The following is a 25716-nucleotide window of genomic DNA, read 5'->3' as shown; positions in this document are numbered from 1 at the left end:
CGTTTGAAATTATACACTAATCGTTTGATCTCTTCAACAATGAGCACATTAACAGCATTGCCGGTGGAAACCGGGACCCCGGCAGCAATAAACCGTGACAATGAAAAAAAAGGCCGGCTTTACTCATTAGATGCCCTCCGGGGATTTGATATGTTCTGGATTATGGGCGGCGGCTCCATCTTTCATGAAATAGCAAAGGCAACAGGATCTCCTTTCTGGGGTGCCATCGCCGTACAGCTTGAACATCCTGCGTGGAACGGATTTCATTTCTATGATCTGATATTCCCGCTTTTCCTGTTCATGGCCGGTGTTTCCACGCCGTATTCGGTAGGCAGGGAACTGGAAAAAGGTAAAAGCCGCACCCAGCTGCTGTTGCGTGTAATAAAAAGAGGACTGGTACTGGTGTTGCTGGGTGTTATTTATAATAACGGCCTGCAATTGCAGCCGGTATCGCAGATAAGATTTTGCAGCGTTTTAGGTCGTATCGGCCTGGCTTATATGTTTGCCAACATCATTTACCTGTATACAAAGGAACGGGCGCAAATGATCTGGTTCGTAGGTATCCTGGTCGCGTACTGGCTGCTGCTGAAGTTTACAGCGGCGCCCGGATTTTCGCCCGGTGATCTTACCATGGAAGGGAATTTCGCATCGTACGTGGACCGTCTCGTTGTTCCTGGTAAATTGTATCTCGGTATTCATGATCCGGAAGGATTTACCTCCACCTTCCCGGCTATCAGCACCGCGATGTTGGGGATTCTCACCGGTAATTTATTACGGAACAGCACGATGGCCCCGGTAAAGAAAGTAGGCGTAATGGCCCTTACAGGACTCGTTTTTTTAGTGCTGGCACAGTTGTGGAACCTTGATTTTCCCATTAATAAAAATCTGTGGACCAGTTCATTTGTGTTGCAGGTAGGCGGTATCAGCCTGTTGTTGCTCGCGCTTTTCTATTATGTTATCGATATTGCAGGGTATAAAAAATGGGCTTTCTTTTTCCGCGTGATTGGAATGAACTCTATTCTCATCTATATTTCGGGCCACTTTATCGACTGGAACTATAGCAATGAGGTGTTTTTTAAATGGCTTGGGCAGTTGGTAGGAGACCCGTTCGGCGCGGTGGCCCTCAGCATCTCCCTGGTATTTCTAAAATGGTTATTCCTGTATTTTATGTATAAACAGAAGGTGTTCCTGAAAGTTTAGTTTAACAACGATATGATAAAAGCATGGTATCATCCGGAAGAAAGATGCCATGCTTTTTTTATGTAATATTTCTTATCTTAGAGCAGATTAGTACTTCGTAGCCCCCGACAATTATTCCTTATCCCTAATAGTTACACATGAAAAAGTTCCTTTCATTATTATTCCTGTTACCTATAGCAGACCTGTACGCCCAGTCGCCCGATACCATCCTGATCGACTACCAGCATTTACCCAAATCAAGGATAAAGCACCGCGTAAAGCATGGAAACCTGGTGGTACTGGAAATCATTAATATCAATAAAAGCCGCTACAACATCCAGGTAAATAATACCAGTACCAATTTCTTCGTGCAACAACCGGCTATCCTCTCAAAACTCGACGGATCAACCGTTGATCTTGGTACCGCAGATGATCCTAAACCCGCAGGTGGCGCCGCATTTTCATTTAACGATGGTGTGTTGAAATTGAAAACCTCGTACCAGGCGGAGTTAACGCCGTTTAAAGCAAGCTATAAAAAGTTAAATGATAAACTGGATAATTACTGGGAGAGCCTGGAGAAATTTAAAAAAGCAGTAGCAGTACTGCAACATAGCCTCTATTATAAAAATGAACTGATAGCCATAAAAGAGGCCTGTGATGGCGCCTACCCGCAGGCGGAGACAAACCTCCTGGCAGCCACCACCGCTTTTGTCAACAATAATAAAATCGGAACGGAAACAGCAGCGGCCTCAAAAGAACTGTTGCTCGCCCAGGTGATTAATATCCTCGATCACTATACGCAGGTGGCTACCACTGAAAAGGCAACGCTGGAGCAATTGGAGAAGGACATTAATGAGGCCGCAAAACCTTTTAAAGAAGATGCTGACAAGCTGATGGCAAAGTTGGTAACCGTAAAGAAGACAGCTAAAGCAGAAGAGTTTGCCAACGATAACCTTATCCTCGATAAGGCCATCAGGGTTACCAATGAAAGAGTGGAAACGAAACAATCCAATGAGGCGGCCGTTAAAAAAGGGATTGAAATCATTGATAATTATAAACTGCTTGATCAGAAGAATTTGATAGTGAATAGCTATAAGGTGATCAACCCCATCAATTATATCATCAGGCAGGCAGCTATTGCAGATAAAGATGAACTGAAATTTGACATCAAAATAGAACCAAAAGATAACACCACTTGTGCGGATCCTGGCTTACAAGCCCCGATTATCGTCAGAACGTATGGCGGGTTTAAACTCGACTTCAGCACCGGCTTCTTTATGAATTTTGGAAGCGACAATTTCTTTGACCAGTCTTACCGGCTGGATAGCATCAGCGGCGATCCGGATAATGTGAAAATAGGGAGAAATGATAACCGCAATAAAGTAGTACCCTCTCTCGGCGCACTGATGCACGCCTACTACAGAACAGGGTGGGACTTTCAGCCAGCGTTGGCTGTAGGGGTGAGCTTGTCCACAGGGTCTACCACAAAGTTCAATTACCACCTGGGCGTTTCTGCGGCCTTAGGCCGTGAACAGCGGTTTATCGCTAGCTTTGGATGGACACTCACCCAGGCAACATTGCTTTCTTCGAAATACCAGGAAGGCCAGATCGTTCCAAAGGCAACGATTGGAACAACAGTGGAAACGGAGTCTTTTTACAAATGGGGACATTTCCTGGCGATCACCTATAACCTCACCAGATAATGGCAAAGTATATCGTATGTATGTTGCTATGCGCAGCCGTTATGCTGCTGCCGGGGCAATACCGGGCATACAGCCAGACCGCCCCGGTTTTACAGCCGCTTAGCGATACCATCCCGGAAGATAGTAATTTCCTTTTTTCCTGCGGGTTTGTGAGTAGTCAGCTGGAAGATGATTGTATCCCGGATATGCAGCCATCATTAAGTGCAGATGGTTTTACCCCGGCTATGGTAATTCTCAAGATCCAGCAGTTATTAGGCATGGAAACGGACAACCAGGTGGCGGCAAATTTCATCCTGTATGAATGCGCCTTTCCGGGGCCTGTGTTTAAAGCCGTAATGACCCGTGGCGACAGTACCCGGTATATTTTATACAACCGTCAATACCTCAATAAATTAGTAGCCCAGAATACAGACTGGGTGGCCTTTGCCATCTTTGCGCATGAAGTAGGGCACCATTTTCTGGGGCATTCCCTCCGGAACCAGGCGTTAACATACGCCCTTTCCAGGCAAAGGGAATTAGAGGCAGATTTTTTCTCCGGGTATATTATTAAGAAGCTGAAGGGAACTTTAAAGAATGCAGAGTCGGGCATTCAGGCGGTGGATAAACATCCGCCCCCTGAACTCGAAGCAGGATGCAGTCACCCTACCAAAGCCAAACGGCTCCTGGCAATAGCAAAAGGCTATAATTTCGTCAATCAGCCGGATGCTTCCCTGAACAGCTTTTTAAACATCGATAGCCTGGTGAAAGCACAAGGAATAGAACAGTTGCTTAACCGGACTAACCAGCTGTATCAGCAGCAGAAATTCCAGGAGGCGCTGGATCAGATCGACAAGTTGTTTGATAGGGTTAGCAGCAACCAGCTACCGATGATGTTTAATAATAGGGGACTGATAAAACTGAAGTTAAACCAACAGATGTCTGCTTTGGAAGATTTCAATGAGGCAATAAAGATTAATAATAACCGCGCTGAATTTTTTGAGAACAGGGGACACCTCAAAACGCAGCTGGGCAATGAGATCAATATTAAAGAGGCACAGAAAGACATCAACAGGGCTAAGCTGCTGAAGCAACAGCAGCGGGTGCAATGATAAAGCGAACCATCCCGTTCAGGGATGGTTTTTTATTTTCCGTATCTTGCAAACGGATTGGCTAGTTCACATTTTTCGCAATATCACCGGGTACCGCTCTCCAACGAACATTTACTGGTACAGGCAGCCGCCGATGGCGACCAGGATGCCTATGCGCAATTGTACACCTGGTATTACCCCAATCTGCAGGTAGCCGTTAACTTTATTACACAGGACCGCCATGAAACCGACGAGGTTTTACAGGAAACATTTCTCCGGATCTGGAAGATCCGGGAAAAACTGTTGCTGGTGAAGTCCTTCGAAAATTATGCTTTCCGGATTGCCCGCAACCTGGTATTTGATCTGTTAAGACGGAAAAAAGTACATCTCCGGGCAATGGAAGCACTGGAACAGCGCGCCTCGGCAGCCGATATGCCGGATGCACTGGAGTATAAGGAATTACATGATACGGCCCTGCGGGCCATTAATGGCCTCGACAAACAAAAGCGCGACATTTTCCTGCTGCGCACCGAAGAAGGACTGAGCTTTGAGGAAATTGCCGCCCGGTTCGGCATCGCCGTGGTAACGGTGAAAAAACATTACTATGCCGCCTTCCATACCTTAAAGTCCGTGCTGGAACAGCACGGCGGACCTGTTGCTATCCTTTTCCTGCTTTGGCTTAACGGGAAATAAAAAAAAATTCCTTTTTGGCGTATACGAATACAACACGTGTTCGTCTGTAGTATATAGTGCCATCTATGAACAACGGGAATAAAATAGCGCTTTTAAATAAATACCGGAGCGGTACGCTGACGGAACAGGAAGAAATGGAATTTTTTTCCTGGTACGAAACCGTGTCTGCGGAAGAATTTCATCAGCAATTACAAGCGGCATCAGGACCAGTGTTGTACGAAGAAGCCTCCCCGGCTTTCCTGGAACAGCTCCGGCGCCGGTTGCAGGAGCAGGACCGGGCAAAGGTCCGCAGGATGCGGATATGGTGGCCCGCCGCCGCGGCCGCAGTACTGGCCGCCATACTGGTATTTACATTACGCCCCGGAACACCCAAAAAAGAACTGGCCGGAAAAGCAGATGTAGCGCCGGGTCACAGCGGGGCCATGCTCACCCTGGCAGATGGTAAGCAAATTACGCTCGACAGTATGGGCAACGGCATCCTCGCCAACCAGAACGGCACCACCGTGATCATGCAAAACGGAGGACTCAGTTACGATGCCGGCAAAGCTTCGGGCATAGCGTATAATACCGTAAGCACACCCCGGGCAAGGCAGTTCCGGCTTACATTGCCGGACGGCTCCCAGGTATGGCTCAACGCCGCCAGCGCTATCCGTTACCCCACGGCCTTCACAGGAAATGAACGAAAGGTGGAGGTAAAAGGAGAGGCGTATTTTGAAGTAGCGAAAGATGCTGCCAAACCCTTCCGGGTACAAATCAATAACCAGGCAACGCTGGAAGTGCTGGGCACGCACTTTAATATCAATGCCTATGACGATGAAACCAACATCAGGGCTACACTCCTGGAGGGCAGCGTGAAAATAAGTCTCCGGACCGAGGCGGCTATATTGCAGCCGGGGCAGCAAGCGGAAGTAAACAGCAACATAAAAATAAACAACCAGGTGAATACCGCCCAGGTAGTTGCCTGGAAAGAAGGCACCTTTAATTTCGACCAGCTGGGAATCGCCGAAGTCATGCGGCAATTATCCCGGTGGTACAATATAGAAGTCGTATACGAGGGCGCCATTCCCACCAGGAAGTTCTACGGTGAAATAGGCCGGAACCTTAGCCTGTCGCAGGTCCTGGAAGGATTAAAAGCATCCGGGGTGAATTTCCGGATAGAAGCCGGCAACCGGCTGGTAGTATTACCGTAAGTATTTTTCCCTATACTAAAAAACCGCTCTGAGGTAGGATTCAGAGCGGCCTATAGCCAGGGTGAACGATAGACAATTAATTCGCGTCAACTGTTTTCAATCAACCTAACCAATTGCAAGTTATGCAAAAAAATGCGTCTTGTAACCGGAGTGGCCATGCTATGCACAGATGCAGGCAGGAAGGGCCCCGGTTCTCAACCAAATCTCGGGGAATCAATGAGACAACCAAAGGGTATAGTCTCTGCAAAAAAATTCTGTTAGTGATGAAACTAACCACGCTATTATTAACGGCCGCACTGATGGGAGTAAGCGCCAAAGGAGTCTCCCAATCGGTTACCTTATCCGGCAAAAATATCACGCTGGAAAAGGCTTTTCAAACCATCCGGTCGCAAACGGGCTATCACATATTTTGTGACTTAGACCTGCTGAAAGGCACGCAGAAAGTGAACCTGGCTGCCGTGGATATGCCGTTAGGGCAGTTCCTCGACATTATTTTCAAAGGCCAGGAATTGCAGTATATGCTGCAGGAGCAAACCATTTTCGTCAGCAAAAAAACAATGCCTCTTCCGCTGCCTTATGCCAATACCACCACTCCTTTGGTAACGATTCCCGTGCAGGGCATCGTGAAAGATGCCCGGGGTAACATCCTCTTTGGCGCTACCATCAAGGTAAAAGGAACCGGGCGGTCAGTGATCAACGATGAAAACGGGCGCTTCGATCTGAGCGTGAATGTAGGCGATGTACTGGTGATCAGCTACGTAGGCTTCAAATCCCAGGAAGTGAAGATCAGCAACAACACCGACCTGGTAATCGTACTCGAACGCGCCACCATCGATATCAGCGCCATCAATGTATCTGTATCCACCGGTTACCAGACGATTTCAAAAGAAAGAGCTACCGGTTCTTACAGTATTATTACTGCGAAAGACCTGGCTGAAGTGCCTTCCAATAACATTATGGAAAGACTGGAAGGTAAAGTGCCTGGCGTAAAATTCGATATCAGGGGCAACACCATACAGATCCGTACTACCAATACTTATGGCAACACTACCGCGCCGCTCATCGTAGTGGATGGCTTTCCCATGATCCCCACCGGGGATGCTCAAAAACTGACGACACTCGGTGGCTCGGTCATGGCCAATGGTTCGGTGCTGTCGTCTTTTAATCCGAACGATATTGAACAGATCACCTTTCTGAAAGATGCGGTGGCGACTTCCATCTGGGGAGCAAGAGGCGCCAATGGCGTTATTGTGATAGAAACAAAGAAAGGAAAGCGGGGAGCACCCGCAGTAAGCCTTTCCGCCACATTCGGGGTATCCAAAGCGCCTTCCATTTCGGATCTCAACTGGATGTCTACCGCGGAATATGTAGATCTTGAAATGGAAATGCTGAATAAAGGATTTTTTACAGATGCACTTTCGCTCGGCTATTATAACCCATTGCAGGCATCCAATCCCAGCGAAGTACAGGAATGGTTTTACAAAGTGAAAAGAGGAACAGCCACACAGGCGCAGGCAGATGCCGCCATCGCGGAAATTTCCTCCCGCAACAACTACGGGCAAATAGAAAAGTACCTGCTGCGCACCGCCGTGAACCAGCAATACAACCTGTCCGTATCCGGCGGCGGCGATAACAACAGCTACTATCTCTCCGGTAACTTTAATAAAGACCAACCTATTTTCAGGAGCAACAGCGCACAAAACGTGTTCCTCACCGGTAACCTCACCAACGATCTGTTTAACCGCCGTGTTAAGCTGTCTACCGGTTTCAGCTACCAGAGCGGCACTACTTACTTTAATAATGCCGCTGCCGACGCATTGGGACAAAACGCTACTGCATTGCGTCCCTACGATATGCTGGTAGACGCAAATGGCAACCACATACAGCGAAATGTAGGCTTCCGCCCGGAAGTAAACGACAGCCTGGTGGCCAAAGGCTTTTTGCCCGCTACTTATAATGCGATCGATGAATTGGGGTATTCTACCACTAAAAATAGTATGCAACAGGTCCGGCTCAACGCAGGACTCAATTTCAAACTTACAAACTGGGCCAACCTGGACGTGACCGGTATGTACCAGCGTAATGCGAATAGTCTTCAAAGCGTGGATGATGTGCAAAGTTACGCCGGACGCACATTGATGAACACTTACACGGTGACCAATCCTTCCAGCGGCAAACCAACTTACAATCTGCCTTATGGTGGCCGTTATTATTTGTCGGATGCCAATGCCTACGATTACAACCTGCGTGGTATGCTGAACATCCACCGTAATTTTAATCCGGATCACCAGCTGATTGCACTTGCAGGAGGGGAAATCAGGGAAACCTATAGCAGGTCATATGCGTCTACCCGCTATGGATATAATGCGGATGGCAACACCTTTGCTACCGTGGATCCCAATGCACAGCTCATGACCATGTATGGCTGGACGCAGAATATCGGCCCGGTAACCACCCCGGTAACAGAACAAAAGAACCGCTACCTCAGTTATTTCGGTAATGGCAATTATACCTATAAAGCAAAATACAATTTATCCGCCAGCGCGCGCTTCGACGACTATACGCTGTTGGGTCTTGAACGCAGCAAACGCGCAAAACCTTTCTGGTCCGCCGGCGCGAAATGGAGTATGGGCCAGGAATCATTTATGCAGAATATTCATTGGCTGAATGGGTTAGACCTCCGCGTTACCTACGGTACCGGCGGTTCGGTGCCATTAGCAGGAAGCAATGTACCCCTTATCAATCTGGCTGCCACAGATCCCAGCACACAACTGCCCATCGGTGTTATTGAATCGCCGGGCAACCAGCAACTTGGATGGGAGCTGACCAAAACACTCAATTTCGGAGTTGACCTCAGGGCCTTTAATAACCGCTTAACGCTAACCGCAGATGCCTACACCAAAAGGAGCGAAGGCATCATCACCACGCTGCCGTATAACTCCACCTATGGCTGGTCTACCCTGCAGTTTAATACTGGTACGCTGAAAAGTCATGGTATGGAGTTCGGCATTGCAGGTAAATTGCTGGAAACAAGGGACTGGGGCATTACTTCTGTTTTCAATTTTGCATATGGTACCAACGAAGTAACTGATAACCGCTATAACATTACACAGGCCTCCAACCTTATCAGCGGCGGCTCCCCGGTAAACGGCTATCCCATTGGCGCTACGTTTGTATATCGCTCCGCAGGACTGGACAATAAAGGTCAAACCCAGATCTATGACCGCAACAATAAAATCATCAGCAATACCACCAACCTTACGTCGGCATTTGATATAAACGACCTGAAATATGCGGGCGTGAGAGTAGCGCCTTACCACGGCGGGTTCTTTAATACCTTCCGCTATAAAAGATTTGAAATGAGGGTGCAGATGACCTATTACATGGGGCATGTTTTTATGAAACCTGCGATCACCAACTATCCTACATCTGCGGGGTATTATTTTGGTTTGCCCGGAAGGCAAAAGGATCTTGCTAACCGCTGGAAGGAACCAGGTGATGAAGCCTTTACCGACGTGCCGGGTCTTGAAAACGTGAATAACAACAGTATTGTCCGTTACCGGAATTCGGATAAGCTGGTAAGAAAGGCCGACAACATCCGCCTGCAACAAATATCGCTCACCTATAGCTTCCCGAAAGAATTATTGCCGCAACGGGTGATTAAAAGTCTTAATGTTAGTGGCAGTGCGCGTAACCTCGGTATTTTATGGAGAGCTAATAAAGATGGGATTGATCCGGAGTACCTGAATTCAAATGCAAACTATTACAGCATGCCACCGGTAACCAGCTATATGTTTAACATCAATGCATCATTCTAACAGCGAAGAAAATGAAAAGACTAATATATTTCGTAGCGGTAATGGCGCTGGCCACAGGATGCCGTAAATACGTGGAAATAGATCAGATAGGAAAACGTACGCCTACCTACACCAAAGACTACCGCGCTTTGCTGGATAATAACTCCCAGTTGGAAGCAGGTTTCAGCCTCACTATTTATTCCGGTGATGATACCCGTTTCCTGGATTCCTCGAAACAGGCTACCATGACCGATATTAACGGGAATGCCTATACGTGGCAGCCGCAGTACTGGAGTGATACACAGTCGGATGGAGACTGGGACAAACTGTACAAAACAATTTACACCTGCAACGAAGTGCTGGCCGGTGTAATGGCCAGCGAAAATGGTACTGATGCAGACAAGAAACAGCTGTTCGCAGAAGCGCTCACACACCGGGCATATGCTTACTGGTGCCTGGTGAATATTTACAGTGCGCAGTACGATGCCGCCACCGCCGCCACCGACCTGGGTGTTCCTTTATTATTAACGCCCGACCTGTTTGCATCGCTGCAAAGAGTAGCTGTAGCTACGGTGTACAACCAGATTACCGGCGACCTGAAACAGGCAGTGGACGCACTGCCGGCTTTGCCTGATTATAATACGCGCCCTTCTAAAGCAGCCGCCTACGCCATGTTGGCACGTACTTACCTGATGACCCGCGATTTCACTACCGCGCGGAGTTATGCAGAACAGGCCCTGACACTGCAAAACGGCGTGCTGGACCTCCGTGACTACGCCACGAGTGTAGCCACTTTTCCCTACCGGCTGAAAGATCCGGAAGTGATCTTTTCAAAGATTAACGCTGGTTTCTACCAGGGAGGTATCCAACTGGACACGGCGTTGTTGTCGCTGCTCGGCACAAAAGATATGCGCTATGCCTTGTTTGTAAAACCGGGCGGCAACTTTTTTCCGGCGTTTACAGGTTATGGCTACTGGCGCTATCGCTACAGCCGCGAGGGCAATGCCATCACACAAGGTCCTGGCGTACCGGAAATGATGCTGATTAAAGCAGAATGCGCTGCCCGCTCCGGGGATGCGGTAACCGCCACCAACGTATTGAACAGCCTGCGCGAAAAACGATTCCTCACAGCAGACTATACGGCGTATACACCCGGCACCCCGGCGGAAGCGCTCAGCAGGGTAGTGGATGAAAGAAAGCGCGAATTTTTTGGAATAGGATTAAGATGGTTCGACCAGAAACGCCTGAACAAAGACGCCGCTTTTGCCAAAACGGTTACCCGCACTTTCAAAGGCGTAAACTATACACTGGAGCCAAACAGCAACCGGTATATCTTTCCAATTGGTACAAAATACATCCTGCTGAATCCGGAAATAGCGCAAAGCCCAAGATAATATTTAACCAACCATCATAACCCGGGATGTCCGGTAGAGCGGCTGCCACCAGGCAGCCGCTCAGGGCATGCCATTAAAAAACGGAAACAACATGAAAAGATGGATAAGTATGCTGGCGTTGCTGCTGGCGTTTTCCACAACCGCGTACACGCAGGACAGCAGCCGCTTAACGGGGCTGGAAAAACCCGTGGCAGGAGATACGCTCCGCCTCCTGTATAATCCCGCCGGCGGGCCATTGGCCGGTAAGGCAGATATAGGCGCCATGATTTATCTCTACCGGAATTACCGCTGGTATGTGGATGATATTGTACTGCAACAACGCGGCGCCACCTGGAACGGCCAGTACGCGGTTCCTGCAAACTGCGCATTTGTGGCCATTAAATTTGTGACCACTGAAAACGGTATGGTGGCCGCCTCCGACAATAATAATGATCATGGATTTATGTCGGTTACCACCGATAAAAACGGTAACCGTTTACCCGGCGGCCAGCTGGCATGGGGTATTTTCCGTAAGCCTTCTGTCGCCAAAGCGCCATTTTATTTTAATAACTACGATATCAGCAACGAAGCACTGGAAATGTGGGTGCGTAAGGAAATGGAAGCCTATCCCGATAGCATGCCAAAATTTTTCGACAGCTACCTGGCTATGCTCAAACTAAAACTCGGCGATGAATTTCCACAGAGAGCGCCGCGCAACCTGGAAAAGTTTTTAAGGATACCCGGACTCGATGAACAAGGCTATAACATCGTGTATGAAACCTACAGGTTCCAGCTGAAAGACCAACAGAAAGCTGATTCCGTGAGAAAGCTCCAACTGCAACGGTTTCCCAAAGGCCGTGCCGCCCGGTTCGATGCATACAGCAAAGCTTATATGGGACAAATGGGCGAAGCGCAGTTTGCTGCCATGGAAACTTTCCTCCGTGATTTCCCGGTGGCGGAATACCGCAGGGACACTATCGCCTCGCAGCAATTTATTTACCACAATATATACCGTTTGCTGGGCCAGGTGTACATTGCCACGGGTCGTACCGACAGCCTGAAAAAACATCTCCGCGATATGGATTTTGTTACGCTGAATGAAATATACCGGGCTAATCTCGATAAAGCATTTATTATCGGGAAAACACCATTAGCAAAAATTTATCCGTTCTCAAAAATGCTGATCGACGACATCATCAAAAAAAGCGATGATGGATCATACATGGAAGATACCCGCTACACCCCGCTGCAAGCCCGCGAAAATGCCCGCACACAAATGGATGCCCGCCTGGCTATCCATATCAGCATGCTGAATAAAATGGGTAAGTATAAAGAAGCACTTCCTTACGGGGCGCAGCGCTCCGGGAAAGGCCGCTACAACAATGCCAATCTGAATGAAGCCTGGGTAAACATACTGGAACATACCGGTGGCGAAAAGAAGGTGAAAACTGTATTGGAAGCAGGTGTTAAAGCCGGCGCCGCTACGCCTGTTATGATGGAAAAACTGAAAAGGATATACGGCAAAACAGCAGGATTTGATGCATACGTGGCGGGTCTTAAACCTGCTGTGGACAGCAATGAAATCAAGGCTAAACTTATCCGCGAAAAGATCACGCCTTTCCGGTTGAAGGATATGAATGGCAGCACCGTTAGCTCCGATAGCTGGAACAACAAGATCATTGTGCTGGACTACTGGGCTACCTGGTGTTTCCCCTGTAAAATGGCCTTCCCCGGCATGCAGATGGCAGTGAGCAAGTATGCCGCTGATCCGTCGGTTGATTTTTATTTCATCGCCACCATGGAACGCGCTAAAACTTACAAGGAAGATATCTCTAAATATATAAGGTCGTCGGGTTATAGTTTTAAAGTGTTGTACGATGATGAGAACCCGGATACGAAAGGAAACGACCGCGTATTTAAAAGTATGTTGCCCGTTTTCCAGTCTTCCGCTATTCCAAGAAAAGTAGTATTGAAAAACGGAATAATAAGATATACGGCAGAAGGATACGGCGGCAGTCCAAGCGCACTTGCCGATGAATTAAGCCAGGTTATTGAGATTTTAAAAGCAGAACAATGAGAAAAAGGTCTTTGCTCTTATATGCCGCACTGACAGGTACCGGCATACTGCCCGCTGCAGCGCAGCAGAAAGCGCTGGATACCGCCGCCTATAAAGAATGGAAACGTATAGGTATTCCCGTTATCAGTTATTATGGCGATTGGGTAATGTATGATTTGCCCGATGACGATAATCCGCAAAAACATCTGGTCAATACACAAACCAGCAAGGAGATCCTGTTGGACAACACTTCGGGGGCCGATTTTTTTAATAAAGGCAAATGGCTGAAGTATAATGTGAATGATTCACTAATGCTCATGCGTTTGAAAGATGGGAAAAAGATCCGGTGGACGACTACCTCGTTTATCAGCAACAGTCAAACATCTCCCTATATTTCCTATAACTATAAAACGGCAGCCGGTAGCCGGTGGGTGATCTGGAATACGGATACCAACGACAGTACCATCCTCGAACAGGCAGACAGGTATTCTCTTTCCGGCAAGGGCCAGGTGGTTTATCTCCGTGGCGACCGGCTCATGGCCGGCCCGCTGAAAGGCAGGCACACTGCGCTGTTTAGTGGTCCGGTAACCGACTACAGTTTTAATCCTGGTAAAGAAGAAGGCACGCTGTTGTCGGGCACAAAGCTGTATGCTTTTTCGCTGAAGAAAAGTACGCCTCAGCTGCTCATGGATTTCAACGATATTACCGCTCCGCCGGGTTACCGTATTACGCAAAAGGCATACGAAATTACACCTGGTACCACACAATTGCTGCTGGAAGTAAGCTTCAATACAGCGCGCAAAACCCCACCCAAGCCCAATCCCAACGCAGCAGACCTGGAGCTGTGGACCTGGAATGAACCCGTATCCCAACGGCGGCAACGGAGAGGGGTATACGACAGAACGATGATGGACGATGCAAAATTCATCTACCACCTGGATACGAAGCAGCTGGTGCAGGTGGCGCCTGAATATGCAGGGATGCTTTTTACACCTCAAAGCGGGAGTTACAATTATGCATTGCTCACGGATCAGTCGCGCTATGAATATATGCTCGACTGGAAGTACTCGCTGAATGCTGACATTTACCTGGTAAATGTGCGCACGGGCGAGCGCAAACTGGTGGCGGAAGATTGTACCGATAACCCGCAATGGAGCCCCAACGGCCGGTTTGCAGTGATATATAACGGCAATGAAAAACAATGGCAGGTATTGAAACCGGAGGAGGCAAAGTTTGTAACGATTTCTGCTGCCATTGGCTACCCGGTGTATGAAGAAGATTTCGACCTGCCCAAAGCGCCACCATCCTATGGTATGGCTGGATGGACAGACGAAGGCAATACCGTAATTGTATACGACCGGTACGATATGTGGGCAATAGACCTGACCGGCAAACAACCTGCCCGTTGCATTACCGGCGGCTATGGCCGGCAGCATCACGTAAGTTTCCGGTTGCAGGGGGCGGATTATGGCGGCATGCTGGACCTGAAAAAAGCACTCCTGCTGCGCAGCTTCAATGAGCAAACAAAGTCGGGCGGACTGTATCGCTTAAACCCCGGCGGGAAAGCAGTAGCGCTGGCCGATAATCCGGCTTACACCGTAAAAGTAATTAGTGTTGCAGGCAATGGTAATGCCTTCGTTTTCGCCCGGCAGAGTTACCGGCAGTATCCCGACATCTGGTGGGGCAATGCCGGTCTTACGGCAGTTAAACGCCTCACCAACAGGAACCCTCAACAGGCGCAGTACGGCTGGGGTTCAGCAAAAGTGGTGGAATGGAAAAATTACGAAGGGAAACAAAACCAGGGACTCTTATATCTCCCTGAAAACTTTGATACCACCCGGACTTACCCGATGATCGTTGATTTTTATGAAACGCATTCCCATGATCTGCATGAGTATTTAGTGCCGGGTTACAGCACGTCTACTATCGATATTCCTACTTATGTAAGTAACGGCTACGTGGTATTCCGCCCGGACATACACTACACTACCGGAAAACCCGGTGAAAGCGCTTACAATGCGGTGGTAAGCGGCGTAATGGACCTGATTAGCCGGGGTATTGCAGACAAGGCGCATATGGGTCTGCAAGGGCACAGCTTTGCCGGTTTTGAAGTAGCGTATATAGCTACCCGTAGTAACCTTTTTAAATGCGTTAACATCGGCGCCGGCGCCGTTAACGTTACCTACAACTACACGGCAGTGCGCTCCAATGGGGCGCCGGGTATGTTTAAATGTGAAGTGGAGCAGTATCGTTTAGGGAAAACGCTGTGGGAAGATAAAGAAGCCTACATCGCCAATTCGCCCATCTTTAATGCCGACAAGATCACCAGCCCGCTGCTGATTTTTCATAACGACAAAGACGGTGCGGTGGCCTTTACCCAGGGGCTGGACCTGTTCCTGGCTATGCGCAGGCTGCGCAAGCCCGCCTGGCTGCTTAACTACAAAGGACTGAACCACACATTGGAGGAGGAGATCCCGCAACAGGACTGGACACTGCGAATGGGACAGTTCTTTGATCACTATCTCAAAGATAAACCCATGCCAAGATGGATGAAGGAAGGCATCAGTGTGGATGAGCGTAAGGTAGATCCGAAGTATGCTTATTGATAACGACGGCGGGCTGTTACTTTCACAGCCCGCCGTAACTGTATTATTGCTCAAAGGCAGAAATATCCACGTAATACTTACGTGGATTATTTTTGTCCATGTATACGTCTATTTTTTGATGAACCCCAATCAGTGAAGTAGGGTCGGACCACATGAACCCACTCTTGAAACGGTAGTTTACGCCGGTGAGCGGATCTTTCCAGTTGCAGCGTATAAAGAAGGGATTACGACGGTTAACCCGAATATACCTGTTGGTGTCAACCGAGTCAAAGTCGGCCCGGACCAGCAACCCCGATTGTTTCAGCTGGTCCCTGCGCGAGCGGCTCACCTTTCTCTTTAAATAATACCCCAGGCCAAAGAAGCTGAATAGCAACCCCATGCCGCCAACGACGATAGCGCCAAAGTATTCCATCCAGCCGGCTATTTTCGCATCGTCCGGTTTTTTGGGGTCGTAATAAATGTCGACGCGTTCCCCGATTTCGTACCCGGGAGGATTGGAAGAAACGCTGGAAATATAACGGTGCTTCACGCCTGCATCATCGAAATACGTTATCACCGGGGCGTACGACCGTTTTCCCCTGGCGATCATGTCCACCACTGTTCCGCTGGTTTTTACCGCGGAGGCATTGAACGTTTTAACATTATAGCATATCATAACGGCAATGACCACCATCAGCAAGCCAATCCCCAGGAAAATATTAAAAGTAAGCGATACAGATCTGCGTTTCATTTAAGCGATCAAATTGGATAAGGGCGCAAGATACCAAATTGTACAGATAAGGACAGGTGCGTAAATCCGGAAATGAATAAAGTGAACAGGCCCCGCTGCATAAATAGCCGTAATTTAGTAGAGTGCAGTATTCACTGCCGGCAACCAATAACCAAACTATGAATGCGCTCGGAAAGTCTGTTAAAAGAGTGTATGTACTCTTATTCGCCCGGAAGGTTTTTTATCCCGTGAATCTCTTCTTGTATAAGCTCAGTATGTTCGGGTTGGGAATCAGGAATCATGAAAATGATACCGTGTCCGGAGAGAAGGCGTTTATTAAATTCCTGAAGGCCCGCCGCAAGCTGGATACCGGCGTGATCATGGACGTTGGCGCCAACATGGGCAACTATTCAGTGATGCTGAGAAAGAACGGCATCACCCTCCCGATCTTTGCTTTTGAGCCACACCCTGTGGCGTTCCGCAAGCTAAGCGCGGCGGCAGCAACCCACCATTTCACCGCTGTTCCACAGGGCGCCGGCGAGGAGAGTAGCATGGCTACTATTTACGACTACCAGGGCGATGGCGGCTCAGAGCATGCCAGCATGTATAAAGGGGTGATAGAACATCTTCATAAGGGCACCGCGGAAGAAGTGTCCATTGATCTCACTACCATCGACGAATTTGTAGCACAGCAAGAAATATCCAGGATAGCCTTACTGAAGATAGATACAGAAGGACATGAACTGAGTGTGCTGAAAGGCGCCCGCCAAACTATTGCCCGCGGACTGGCAGATGTGATACAGGTGGAGTTCAACGAAATGAATATTATCTCCAGAACCTTTTTTAAGGATATTGTAGATATATTGCCGGGCTATGAATTTTACCGCTTATTACCCGACGGACTCAAAGCCCTGGGAGCATACAACAGCACCAGCTATGAAATCTTTTCCTTCCAGAATATTGTGGCCCTGAGGAAGCCCCAGCGTTAATACGCATTTTTATCTCCCTTGATCATATTCATCAATGTCTGGAAAATGATCTGGCAGTCGAGCCAGAAGCTATAGTTTTCAATATACCACAGGTCAAAGTCAACCCGTTTCTGCATCTGCCCTGATATCCTCGTTTCCCCCCTGCAGCCATTCACCTGCGCCCAGCCTGTAATACCCGGCTTTACCACATGCCGCAGCATATAATTTTGTATCGTGTTTTTAGATTCCTGGTGTAAAGGAATGGGATGGGGGCGGGGTCCCACCAGCGACATATTTCCCATCAACACATTAAAAAACTGCGGCAGCTCATCGAGATTGGTTTTGCGGAGAAACCGGCCGACTGCAGTAATCCGGGAGTCGTTCCGGGTAGCCTGGAGGTATCGCCCGTTTGCATCCACTACATCGCTGTTCATGGTCATGGACCGGAACTTATAACAGGTGATTTTTTTGTTCTTCAGTCCCCACCGTTCCTGTTTGAACAGCACCGGCCCGGGCGACGATAGCTTGACCAGTATACTGATGAGCGGAAACAACCAGCTAAATACCGTAATAAAGAGGATGGTAGTAAAGCAAAGCTCAAAAAGGCGCTTGAACCGCTGCTTCGCCAGGTCATCCAGCGGAGAAGTACGGATCGTCAGCAGCGGGAATTTACCAAAGAAATTCATACTGGCGGTAGAGGTGCAGAAGCGGTGGCAGTCTGCAATGATCCTTACCCGTTTGGCTTCCTTCTCACTGGTGATAATAATTTTTTCCATCTCCGTATTAGGGTCCGGCAGGGCTACAATCACATCGTCTATCTCATGACTTTCCAGGATCCTCGTGAGGTCCGATATTTTGCCCAGGTACTGCCCGTTCAGGTAAGGATTGGTTTGTTCATCCACAAAGCCAACGCACCGGTAACCGAAATGATCGTTGGATAAAATGGTTTTATAGAATTTCATGCCGGTATCGCCGGTACCTACTATGAGTATATTTTTTATGTTGTAACCGTTTGACCGCAACCGGAGCAAAGATTGTTTGACCATAAACTTAACCACGGTAATACTTACAAAATTGAGGAAAGCATACAGCAAGGTGAACGTTCTCGGATAGGGATAATATTTAAAGCAGTAGAAGAACAGGAAGGTGAAGAAACAGGCATGCAACAATGCTGTTTTAAGAATGGCAATAAACTCGTAGGAAAACGACCTCGTTCTGAATTCGTCGTATAAATGAAGCGACATGCCGATGATGGTCCAGGCCGTAATGCTGATGCAGAGCAATAGCAGGTTAAAGCCGGAGAAGAATACATCTCCCAAACCCGCAATATATTCACGGGTGCCCAGAAAAGCCAGTATCAGCACTACATAATCGATCAGGAGTCTCAGCAGGAAATTAATATGGTTACCGGGTATCATAAGGTTCATAATTAAAAGATGATGGATAGTATGGGTGGCGCCGGTTATGAATGAGCATCTTTATCAGTTCAGGATGGTATTAAATACCTGAAGAAATTTGTTTTCAATATGTTTTATGTCGAAATGCTTTTCTGCATATGCCCGTCCGTTGTGTCCCATTTCCTGTCTTAATGTCGTATCCCTGAGCAGCTTTTCTATGTGCTGGCAGAAGCCCTGCTGATTATCCGGGGAAATGCAATAGCCGGCTTTGTTATCCAGTACAATGGCCGCGCTCAGGTTATCCGGTGGCATCGCCAGCACAATAGGCTTTTTAGCGCACAGGTAAGTGAGTACTTTCGACGGCACGGAATAGGCGCCCGCATCATTTTCCAGTATGGCCAGCAGGATATCCGCTGCGCCCAGCACCTGGCTCATATCCCTGAAATCCTGGAAGGGAAGGAGCAGCAGGTTGTCCAGCTGCCGTTCCTCTTTTTCTTTTTGCAGGAAGGCTGCTCCCAATCCTTCGGAGATAACAATAAACACCACATCTTTATGCGTACGGAAATAGGCCGCCGCTGCCGACAGCATCGCCGGGTTGTGTTTTAATCCCAATGTGCCCGAATAAACAATACAGGTTTTATCTGCTACGTTGTGCCGCTGCGCCCAATCGTTATTTTTACCGGTGAGCGTTATTTCCCGGAGCGGCGCCCAGTTGGGAATACAGGTTACCTGCTCCGGATGCAATTTCCACTTGTCAAAAAGATCATTGAAGTCCTGTGTAATACTGATCACATGCGCACTTCTCTTCAGCAGTTTTGTTTCCAGGCTTTTAAAATAGTACCAGATGGGAAAGCTGATCATGCCTAACTTCTGGCGGGCAATCTGCCGGATGGCGATGGTGTAAATGTCCTGGCACCAGTACACAAATTTGATCCCTTTCTGGAGGCAGTATTGCTGTACATGTTGCTGTACAAATAACGGCGTTGTGCCGCTCAGTACTACGTTGGGCCGGAATGTATCCAGTTTGTTAGTCAGCTGACGCGCGTATTCAATTTCCTGTTTCCTTCTTTTTAAAAGAGAGTATTTGTCGAATTTTCCTTTGATCATAATAGGCAGCACGGTAAGCCCGGACCCTGACAGGGGAAGGTCTTCAAAGTTTCCTTTGGGCGACTGGAAAGAAACAGAGTAGGCATGCAATACTTCATGCCCGCTTTCCGCAAATTGCCGGCTAAGCTGTAAGGTAAAGGCATGGCCGGAATGGTCGTTCACAACAATTTTCATCCTTTCTTTCTTTTATATAAAAGGTCCATTTGCAGGATCTGCAATTTTTCCGATTGCAGGAAGCCAACAGGCGCTATAAAATCGAATCCCAGTTCTTTAACAAAATGGTGCATTTCATCAAACAGTGGCTCGCCATCATACATTTGAACAAAAGAGGTTTCAAACAGGAGGTAGTCAATTTGCCGGAGACTCTGCAGCGCTCCTTTCAGTACTTCTTTCTCAAATCCTTGCACATCCATTTTCAATAATACCGGCGGGATAAAAGGCACTTTATGCCGTAGGTCGTCCAGGCGTTGTACCGGTACCTGTATGCGGTTGGAGTTAGCTGTTTTGGGAAGCATGTTTTTTTGCAGGTCAGATACATGCAGGGCTGAACTGGCGTGGGAATACGCATTGCTGTAAAATTCCAGTGTCCCTGTGGAGTTGCCCAGCGCCATGTTATACGTGTTGATGTTGGTGAGCCTGCGGGTATTGCGTTGCAACAGGGAAAACACGCCGGGCAGGGGTTCAAAGGAATGGATACGCGCCTGCGGGTAAAAGTGACTGGCAGCCATGGCAAACTGTCCCTGGTTGGCGCCTGCGTCTATAATTACGCCTAACGAGGGGATATAGTGCCGGCAGTTGTGTAGTATCTGCGTAGAGGCTACAGACGCACCTTTTTCCAGCAACGAAGTGAAACCCCTGCCGGATGTCAGGAATACTTTTACCGTGTCTGCAATTTTGAAAATAATACTCATGTCGAGAATTTGTAGTTCCAGCAATCTTTGTAAAAACCAATTGTTTCCTGTACGCTTTTATCCCATGTGAACTGTTGTACCTGTTGAAGTCCTTGTGTTATCAGCTGTTGCTTGAATGCGTCATTTTCCAGGGATCTTATTTTTTCTGCAAACAGCAGTGGATCTGCCTTGCCGGCCATCAGCCCGGCGGTTCCTACTACTTCGGGCATGGAGGTCATACTGGTGGTGACCACGGGGCAGCCCGCTTTCATGGCTTCTCCCGGCGGAAATCCGAAGCCTTCATAAGCGGAGGTATAGAGCAAGCAAAATGCATGGTTGTATAAAATATTGAGGTCTGCCTGGCTAACGGTCGGGAAGATATGATAACGGCCGGCCAGTTTTTCTTTCATCATATTGATCTCTTCTTTTTTCCAGGGCTCACCACCTATTACTACCAGGTGAAAGTCAGCAGGCAGCAGCTCCATGGTTTTTACCGCCATGAAAAAGTTTTTATAATTCCTGCGCGCACCTACATAGAGAATGAATTTTTTTTGAAGATCCATCTCCAGCGAACAGTTTACCGGCAGGCGTTTGTTGATGGGGTAGAAGTCGCCCGCAATGCCGTGATAGATTACTTTCACCTTTGCAGGATCGATGCCGGGATAAAAGTGGAACAGCTCTTTCCTGGTACTGTCTGAAATACAGATAATCCCATCGGCCCGCCTGATACCGTATGCTTTTTGCAGGGTATTGGCAAGGCCCCGCGGAAACTTCGACGCCAGCTTCCGTTCGTGTGCAAAGTCGTGTACCGTAAGGATGTTGAGGATATTTTTCTGTGGGGAAACCCGCAGGTATCCTCCATGAAAAACCGCCGCCGCAGGAAGCGGGTAGCGTACCGGGAGATAGCGGAGGTACTTGCTGGGAATCCAGCTTTCCCGGATACAATTAAACCGGTGATAATCTATTTTCCGTTCAAAGATGTTGTCTGATCCCGGGCGTGCATTTAAAAAGCCAACCGATAACCCGCTGTTGCACATACCGGACAACAGCTCGTACCAGTAGGCAGATACGCCACCTGCTTTCTGAATAGAGAATACAATATTGTCCAAAAATACCTGCATCATTGTATGATTAAATCCACATGTGTAACATCACCGGGTTGCCGGAGATGTAATGAATCCCTTTTACGAGGTGGTTGTACTCCGGTACCACCCCTTTTATCAGGGCTATCAGCGTTTCATAATTTTGTCCTTCATGATAAGTAGTGATGGCTATTTTGGGTTTGCTGGCCCTGATAGTTTCCAATGCGCCGCGGATCATGTTTTCCTCGAATCCTTCAATGTCTGCCTTCAGGTAATCTATGCGGATACCCTTTTCTGCAAAGAGGCTGTCGAGCGTTACTACTTCCACTTCCACCGCATTCCCGTTGCTGTTGTGCTGGCCGATGGTGCCATTCAATACCGTGTCGTTGGAGGCCATGTTGATGTACGCCTTCTGGCAGGTATCTCCCGCTGCTACCGGCAGAATCACCACTTTGCTTTTTTGCCGGAACAGTTGTTGAAGGGAATCCACGAACAGGGGTAAGGGTTCCAGTACAAAAATGCGGCTGGCGGTGTGCTGGTGTTTGAATGCAAAGAAGCCTTCCGCGCTGCCACAGTCAACCACCACATCCCCCGGGGCGATGGCTGTTTGCGGGATCTCATAGTAATGCCAGTGCTCCGGCCTTGCTTCTGCCAGGATCATCGCAAAGCTGTAATGCGGGGCGGACGCGGGGTAAATAAACAACTCCTCGTAACCTTTTATCCGGTAGTAATTGTATTTGTCATCTTTATTTACCAGGGTAGCTTTTTCATTGGCAATGGCATACATGCGCGGCGAAAAGAGATGGTACTTCATTTCGCGCCAAGTTGTCCGCCGTCTTACCTTGCTGTTGAAAAGGTAATGATACAGCAACGACAGCCGGAACCGGATACCCCATAGTATACTACGTGCTTTGTTCATATCCTGTATCATTTATGGATTCGTTATCATATGCACACAGTAATGCCACTATTATCAGGAACAGGTCTATCTGGCTGAAAAAGAAACAAACGGCTACATACGCCAGGTAGCTGCGCTGAAAGGGCATAATATGCTGCCCTGTTTTAGTGAGTATCAGGAAGAAGAAGAACAGGGAAACAGCCCCAAATTCTGCCAGGATAAAAAACCACCGCATATTGAGATTATGCCCGCCAATGCCTGCTACCCGGTTCTGGTAACTCAGCTGTCCAAAGAAATAGCTCGCCGGAATAAAGGTGCTGTTTCCCGCACCATATCCCGATATAACCAAATAGGGTTCATCCCGCAGGAAGTCGACCACCGGCAGTTCCATATCCCTTTGCAGCGGAATCCCGAGTATAATATTATTCTTACCCCAGATCTCATTATCATACCGGTAAGCAGATCTTTCGAAGAGGAGCTGGTATACCGGCTGGTTGCGGTTAGCCATGTAATGTTTCAGGAAGTATTCTTTTGAGGCAGCGATCGAAAGGAAAATACCAACGATCATACCCAGGGTACTGATGATCTTCCATCTTACTGGCATCAGTTTAGGGAGACATAAAAACAGGAGGCCGCCGGCCAGGATATTTATCCAGAAAGTTTGGGAAGAAGTGAGGATGCCTACAATGACCATTACAATGGCCGCTTTGTAATTCCTGTCCCTCATAAATAAAGGAATCGCTAAAGACAGGAAGGCGCTGAATATTTTGGGTTCTGCAAATAATGCCTGTACGCGTAACCCCAGCGGCCCGTTGATTTCCTGCAGCATATACCGGCTCTGTAACCCGAGGAGTTCACTCAGTTCCACGCTTCTGAAAATAAGCTGCACGGCGATTTGTATAGCGGCAATCACACAGGATATCACCGCAATTTTTTTCATGGTAACTGTAAACTTCTCAAACGAAAGCTGCTCCCTTTCCTGCACTATCTTGGCGCCGATCGCAAATAATGGTAAGTACGTTTTTACATAAAAATAAATGGGCTTGGTATAAAAAGCCAACATTTTACCACCAGGGTAATTAAAGGGATCTTTGTACAACTGTGTGATCAGGAACACGGCAATATTGGACAGGAGCGGAAGCAACAGCAGGAAAAGATATTCTTTCCGGATGTACTGTTTGCCGGTAAACAATTGATGCGCCTGTTCAATGAAAATGAAGATGCCAACAAAAAAGGTAGCAGTAAAAGTAGGCCCTATAACAAGCATAGTATACGCCTCCGACGCAAAGGCATACAGCAGCGTGTCTATAATAGAGATCCGCTTTTTATAATACAGGTACAGCAGTATCGCGGCAATGACCAGGGGCATGCTTTCCCTGAAACATTCCACGAAAAAATTACTGCTTTGAAGACTGGTATATCCTGTTTCCATATTATTTTTTACTGATCAAGGGATGCGTTTGTATAAACTGTACAGCAACCTGTTGTTCTTTACTATTTTTTTAAGCCTGATAGATAGCCTGCCGCTGTTATATAGTGTGTTGATGGTATACCGGTCTGCTGCCTCATCAATATTGTTTTCACCGGGGTGAATGATATCCGTTATGGCGCCGTAGTGTATTTTCCTGAACCACCGTGGGGTGGAGCGGGTATGGGTGGCTTCTTTGCCGTAGCCAATGTTTCTGACAAGACTAATATTCGGCGTAATTACCCATCCCTTGCAAAACCATACTGTCATGAACCATTGGATATCCCAGGTATCTGTTTGGGCGTCGTATATGGATTGCAGTTCGGCCCGTAAAAAAGTATTGAGCCCGCTCCGGGAATTATGCTGGTAGCGGTGAAGGGAGAAATCGTAATGCTGCCACGCGCGGCGCCAGGTAGCCCACCCCCACACATGTGCGTAGCGGGAAAAGTAATAGGAAGCCATTCCCCTTGTAACGCCCGACTGGTAATTACTCCCGTTGATATGCATGACGGTGTTGTTTAACCGGTATCTCTCCAGCATCGCTGTACAGAAAGAAAAGAAGGTGGGATCCGGTACACAATCATCTTCCAGTATAATCCCTTCTTCTACCTGGCTAAAGAACCAGTCGATCGCCGAACTTACCGCCTTGCCGCAGCCCAGGTTATGTTCCCGGAACAGCGTTGTTATTTTACATGGCCAGTCGATGCCCTGTAAAACGGCTGTCCGCGTGGCTTCGCACAGCGCAGCTTCCCCGGGTCTGTCCGGCCGTGGACCATCGGCGGCAATAAACAGCTGTTCCGGCTGCTGCAGCCGGATCTGGCTGAATACAAACAGCGTTTGTTCAGGGCGGTTAAATACCAGTAATAAGACCGGCGTCTGTAACATTATTTAGTTGCCTCCAATGCAACGGCGTTATTAAATCTTATTTCTTCTTCTACCAGTTTAAACATGGCATCGCTGCTGTCGTTAAACCCGCAGTGCCGTATGTTTTTAAATCCTGCTGCAGCCAGCTGGTGCGATAACGACAGGTGATCCCACATGTACAGGTGTTCACGGTTACCCAGGGCCAGCTGTACCAGTTGCTTCATGCCACGTATCCTGTCGTCTTTTCCCAGCAGGGTTTCTTCCATGAAGCTGGTGTTGGCTTTTGGATCGTTATTCTTTAGCTGGTCAATATATCTCCTGGCGGCGCCTTCCAGGTCGGGCAGCACGCAGCGGAAGTACCCGCCTGGCTTCAGGATGTGAAAGGTATTCCTGAGCGCCAGGAGGCAGTCGTTATAAGAAAGGTGTTCCAGTACATGCGAGCAATAAATACCGTCACAGGAACTTTCTTTTATACCGGGCAAGCCTCTGAGGATATCGCCCAGCAACACATCCTTATGAAAGGAAACATGCATCAGGGGTTTCAGCAGTTTACCGATCACGGGCATCTGCTGGATCCTGAGGGTGGGCGAGGAATCGTAATTTTTCCAGCCGGCGGGCGCCGAAAAAGGCCCGCAACCATATTGTACATATAACCTGCTTCCTGACATC

The 25716-nt window shown here is 48.1% G+C and carries 19 protein-coding genes; 10 read left to right on the top strand and 9 right to left on the bottom strand.

Going from position 1 to position 25716, the window contains the following annotated elements:
• The first annotated feature begins 39 nt into the window (after positions 1-39).
• From ACLHR0_RS12350 to ACLHR0_RS12310, 9 genes are all read left to right on the top strand, one after another.
• Positions 40-1200 (top strand): acyltransferase family protein, encoded by a 1161-nt coding sequence (locus tag ACLHR0_RS12350; protein WP_436486928.1) that lies wholly within the window; start codon positions 40-42, stop codon positions 1198-1200.
• A gap of 137 nt (positions 1201-1337) precedes the next feature.
• Positions 1338-2882, top strand: a complete 1545-nt coding sequence (locus ACLHR0_RS12345) for a hypothetical protein (RefSeq protein WP_436486926.1) — start codon at positions 1338-1340, stop codon at positions 2880-2882.
• Positions 2882-3970, top strand: coding sequence for a hypothetical protein (locus tag ACLHR0_RS12340; RefSeq protein WP_436486924.1), 1089 nt, complete (start codon positions 2882-2884; stop codon positions 3968-3970). The genes ACLHR0_RS12345 and ACLHR0_RS12340 overlap by 1 nt, the downstream gene beginning before the upstream one ends.
• A 57-nt stretch (positions 3971-4027) precedes the next feature.
• Complete coding sequence (locus ACLHR0_RS12335) at positions 4028-4642, top strand: RNA polymerase sigma factor (RefSeq protein WP_436486922.1); 615 nt, start codon at positions 4028-4030, stop codon at positions 4640-4642.
• 65 nt (positions 4643-4707) lie between these two features.
• Positions 4708-5832: a FecR family protein gene (locus ACLHR0_RS12330; protein WP_429048798.1), complete on the top strand. Its 1125-nt coding sequence runs from the start codon at positions 4708-4710 to the stop codon at positions 5830-5832.
• A 263-nt stretch (positions 5833-6095) separates the two neighbouring features.
• Entirely contained in the window at positions 6096-9650 is a 3555-nt protein-coding gene (locus ACLHR0_RS12325) for a SusC/RagA family TonB-linked outer membrane protein (protein ID WP_436486920.1), read from the top strand.
• A gap of 11 nt (positions 9651-9661) precedes the next feature.
• The gene (locus ACLHR0_RS12320; protein WP_436486918.1) at positions 9662-11023 is read left to right on the top strand and encodes a RagB/SusD family nutrient uptake outer membrane protein; all 1362 of its coding nucleotides are present in this window, start codon (positions 9662-9664) and stop codon (positions 11021-11023) included.
• 91 nt (positions 11024-11114) lie between these two features.
• Complete coding sequence (locus ACLHR0_RS12315) at positions 11115-13079, top strand: TlpA family protein disulfide reductase (protein WP_436486916.1); 1965 nt, start codon at positions 11115-11117, stop codon at positions 13077-13079.
• A complete protein-coding gene (locus ACLHR0_RS12310) occupies positions 13076-15664 on the top strand; it encodes an alpha/beta hydrolase family protein (protein ID WP_436486914.1) in 2589 nt (862 codons plus the stop codon). Before ACLHR0_RS12315 ends, ACLHR0_RS12310 begins: the two co-directional genes overlap by 4 nt.
• 43 nt (positions 15665-15707) lie before the next feature.
• On the opposite strand, the gene ACLHR0_RS12305 is transcribed toward ACLHR0_RS12310, so the two are convergent.
• Complete coding sequence (locus tag ACLHR0_RS12305; RefSeq protein ID WP_436486912.1) at positions 15708-16394, bottom strand: DUF3592 domain-containing protein; 687 nt, start codon at positions 16392-16394, stop codon at positions 15708-15710.
• Positions 16395-16552: 158 nt separating this feature from the next.
• Here ACLHR0_RS12305 and ACLHR0_RS12300 point away from each other — a divergent pair, with 158 nt between their 5' ends.
• On the top strand, positions 16553-17362 hold the full coding sequence (locus ACLHR0_RS12300) for an FkbM family methyltransferase (protein WP_436486910.1): 810 nt from the start codon (positions 16553-16555) through the stop codon (positions 17360-17362).
• On the opposite strand, the gene ACLHR0_RS12295 is transcribed toward ACLHR0_RS12300, so the two are convergent.
• From ACLHR0_RS12295 to ACLHR0_RS12260, 8 genes are read right to left on the bottom strand one after another with little or no spacing between them, the layout of a single operon-like run.
• Positions 17359-18768 (bottom strand): undecaprenyl-phosphate glucose phosphotransferase, encoded by a 1410-nt coding sequence (locus ACLHR0_RS12295; RefSeq protein WP_436486908.1) that lies wholly within the window; start codon positions 18766-18768, stop codon positions 17359-17361. The two genes, ACLHR0_RS12300 and ACLHR0_RS12295, sit on opposite strands and share 4 nt — an antisense overlap.
• 54 nt (positions 18769-18822) lie before the next feature.
• Positions 18823-20019: a glycosyltransferase family 4 protein gene (locus tag ACLHR0_RS12290; protein ID WP_436486906.1), complete on the bottom strand. Its 1197-nt coding sequence runs from the start codon at positions 20017-20019 to the stop codon at positions 18823-18825.
• Entirely contained in the window at positions 20016-20756 is a 741-nt protein-coding gene (locus ACLHR0_RS12285; RefSeq protein WP_436486904.1) for an FkbM family methyltransferase, read from the bottom strand. Before ACLHR0_RS12285 ends, ACLHR0_RS12290 begins: the two co-directional genes overlap by 4 nt.
• The gene (locus tag ACLHR0_RS12280; protein WP_436486902.1) at positions 20753-21856 is read right to left on the bottom strand and encodes a glycosyltransferase family 4 protein; all 1104 of its coding nucleotides are present in this window, start codon (positions 21854-21856) and stop codon (positions 20753-20755) included. Before ACLHR0_RS12280 ends, ACLHR0_RS12285 begins: the two co-directional genes overlap by 4 nt.
• 10 nt (positions 21857-21866) lie before the next feature.
• Positions 21867-22736, bottom strand: coding sequence for an FkbM family methyltransferase (locus ACLHR0_RS12275; RefSeq protein ID WP_436486900.1), 870 nt, complete (start codon positions 22734-22736; stop codon positions 21867-21869).
• On the bottom strand, positions 22720-24147 hold the full coding sequence (locus tag ACLHR0_RS12270) for a hypothetical protein (RefSeq protein WP_436486898.1): 1428 nt from the start codon (positions 24145-24147) through the stop codon (positions 22720-22722). Before ACLHR0_RS12270 ends, ACLHR0_RS12275 begins: the two co-directional genes overlap by 17 nt.
• 15 nt (positions 24148-24162) lie before the next feature.
• A complete protein-coding gene (locus tag ACLHR0_RS12265) occupies positions 24163-25068 on the bottom strand; it encodes a hypothetical protein (RefSeq protein WP_436486896.1) in 906 nt (301 codons plus the stop codon).
• Positions 25068-25715: a class I SAM-dependent methyltransferase gene (locus ACLHR0_RS12260; protein ID WP_436486895.1), complete on the bottom strand. Its 648-nt coding sequence runs from the start codon at positions 25713-25715 to the stop codon at positions 25068-25070. The genes ACLHR0_RS12265 and ACLHR0_RS12260 overlap by 1 nt, the downstream gene beginning before the upstream one ends.
• Between the last annotated feature and the right edge of the window lies 1 nt (position 25716).

Origin of the sequence: Chitinophaga sp. ARDCPP14, from assembly GCF_051362515.1 — a bacterium.
Classification (GTDB): domain Bacteria; phylum Bacteroidota; class Bacteroidia; order Chitinophagales; family Chitinophagaceae; genus Chitinophaga.
This window is presented reverse-complemented; position numbering and strand designations above follow the sequence as displayed.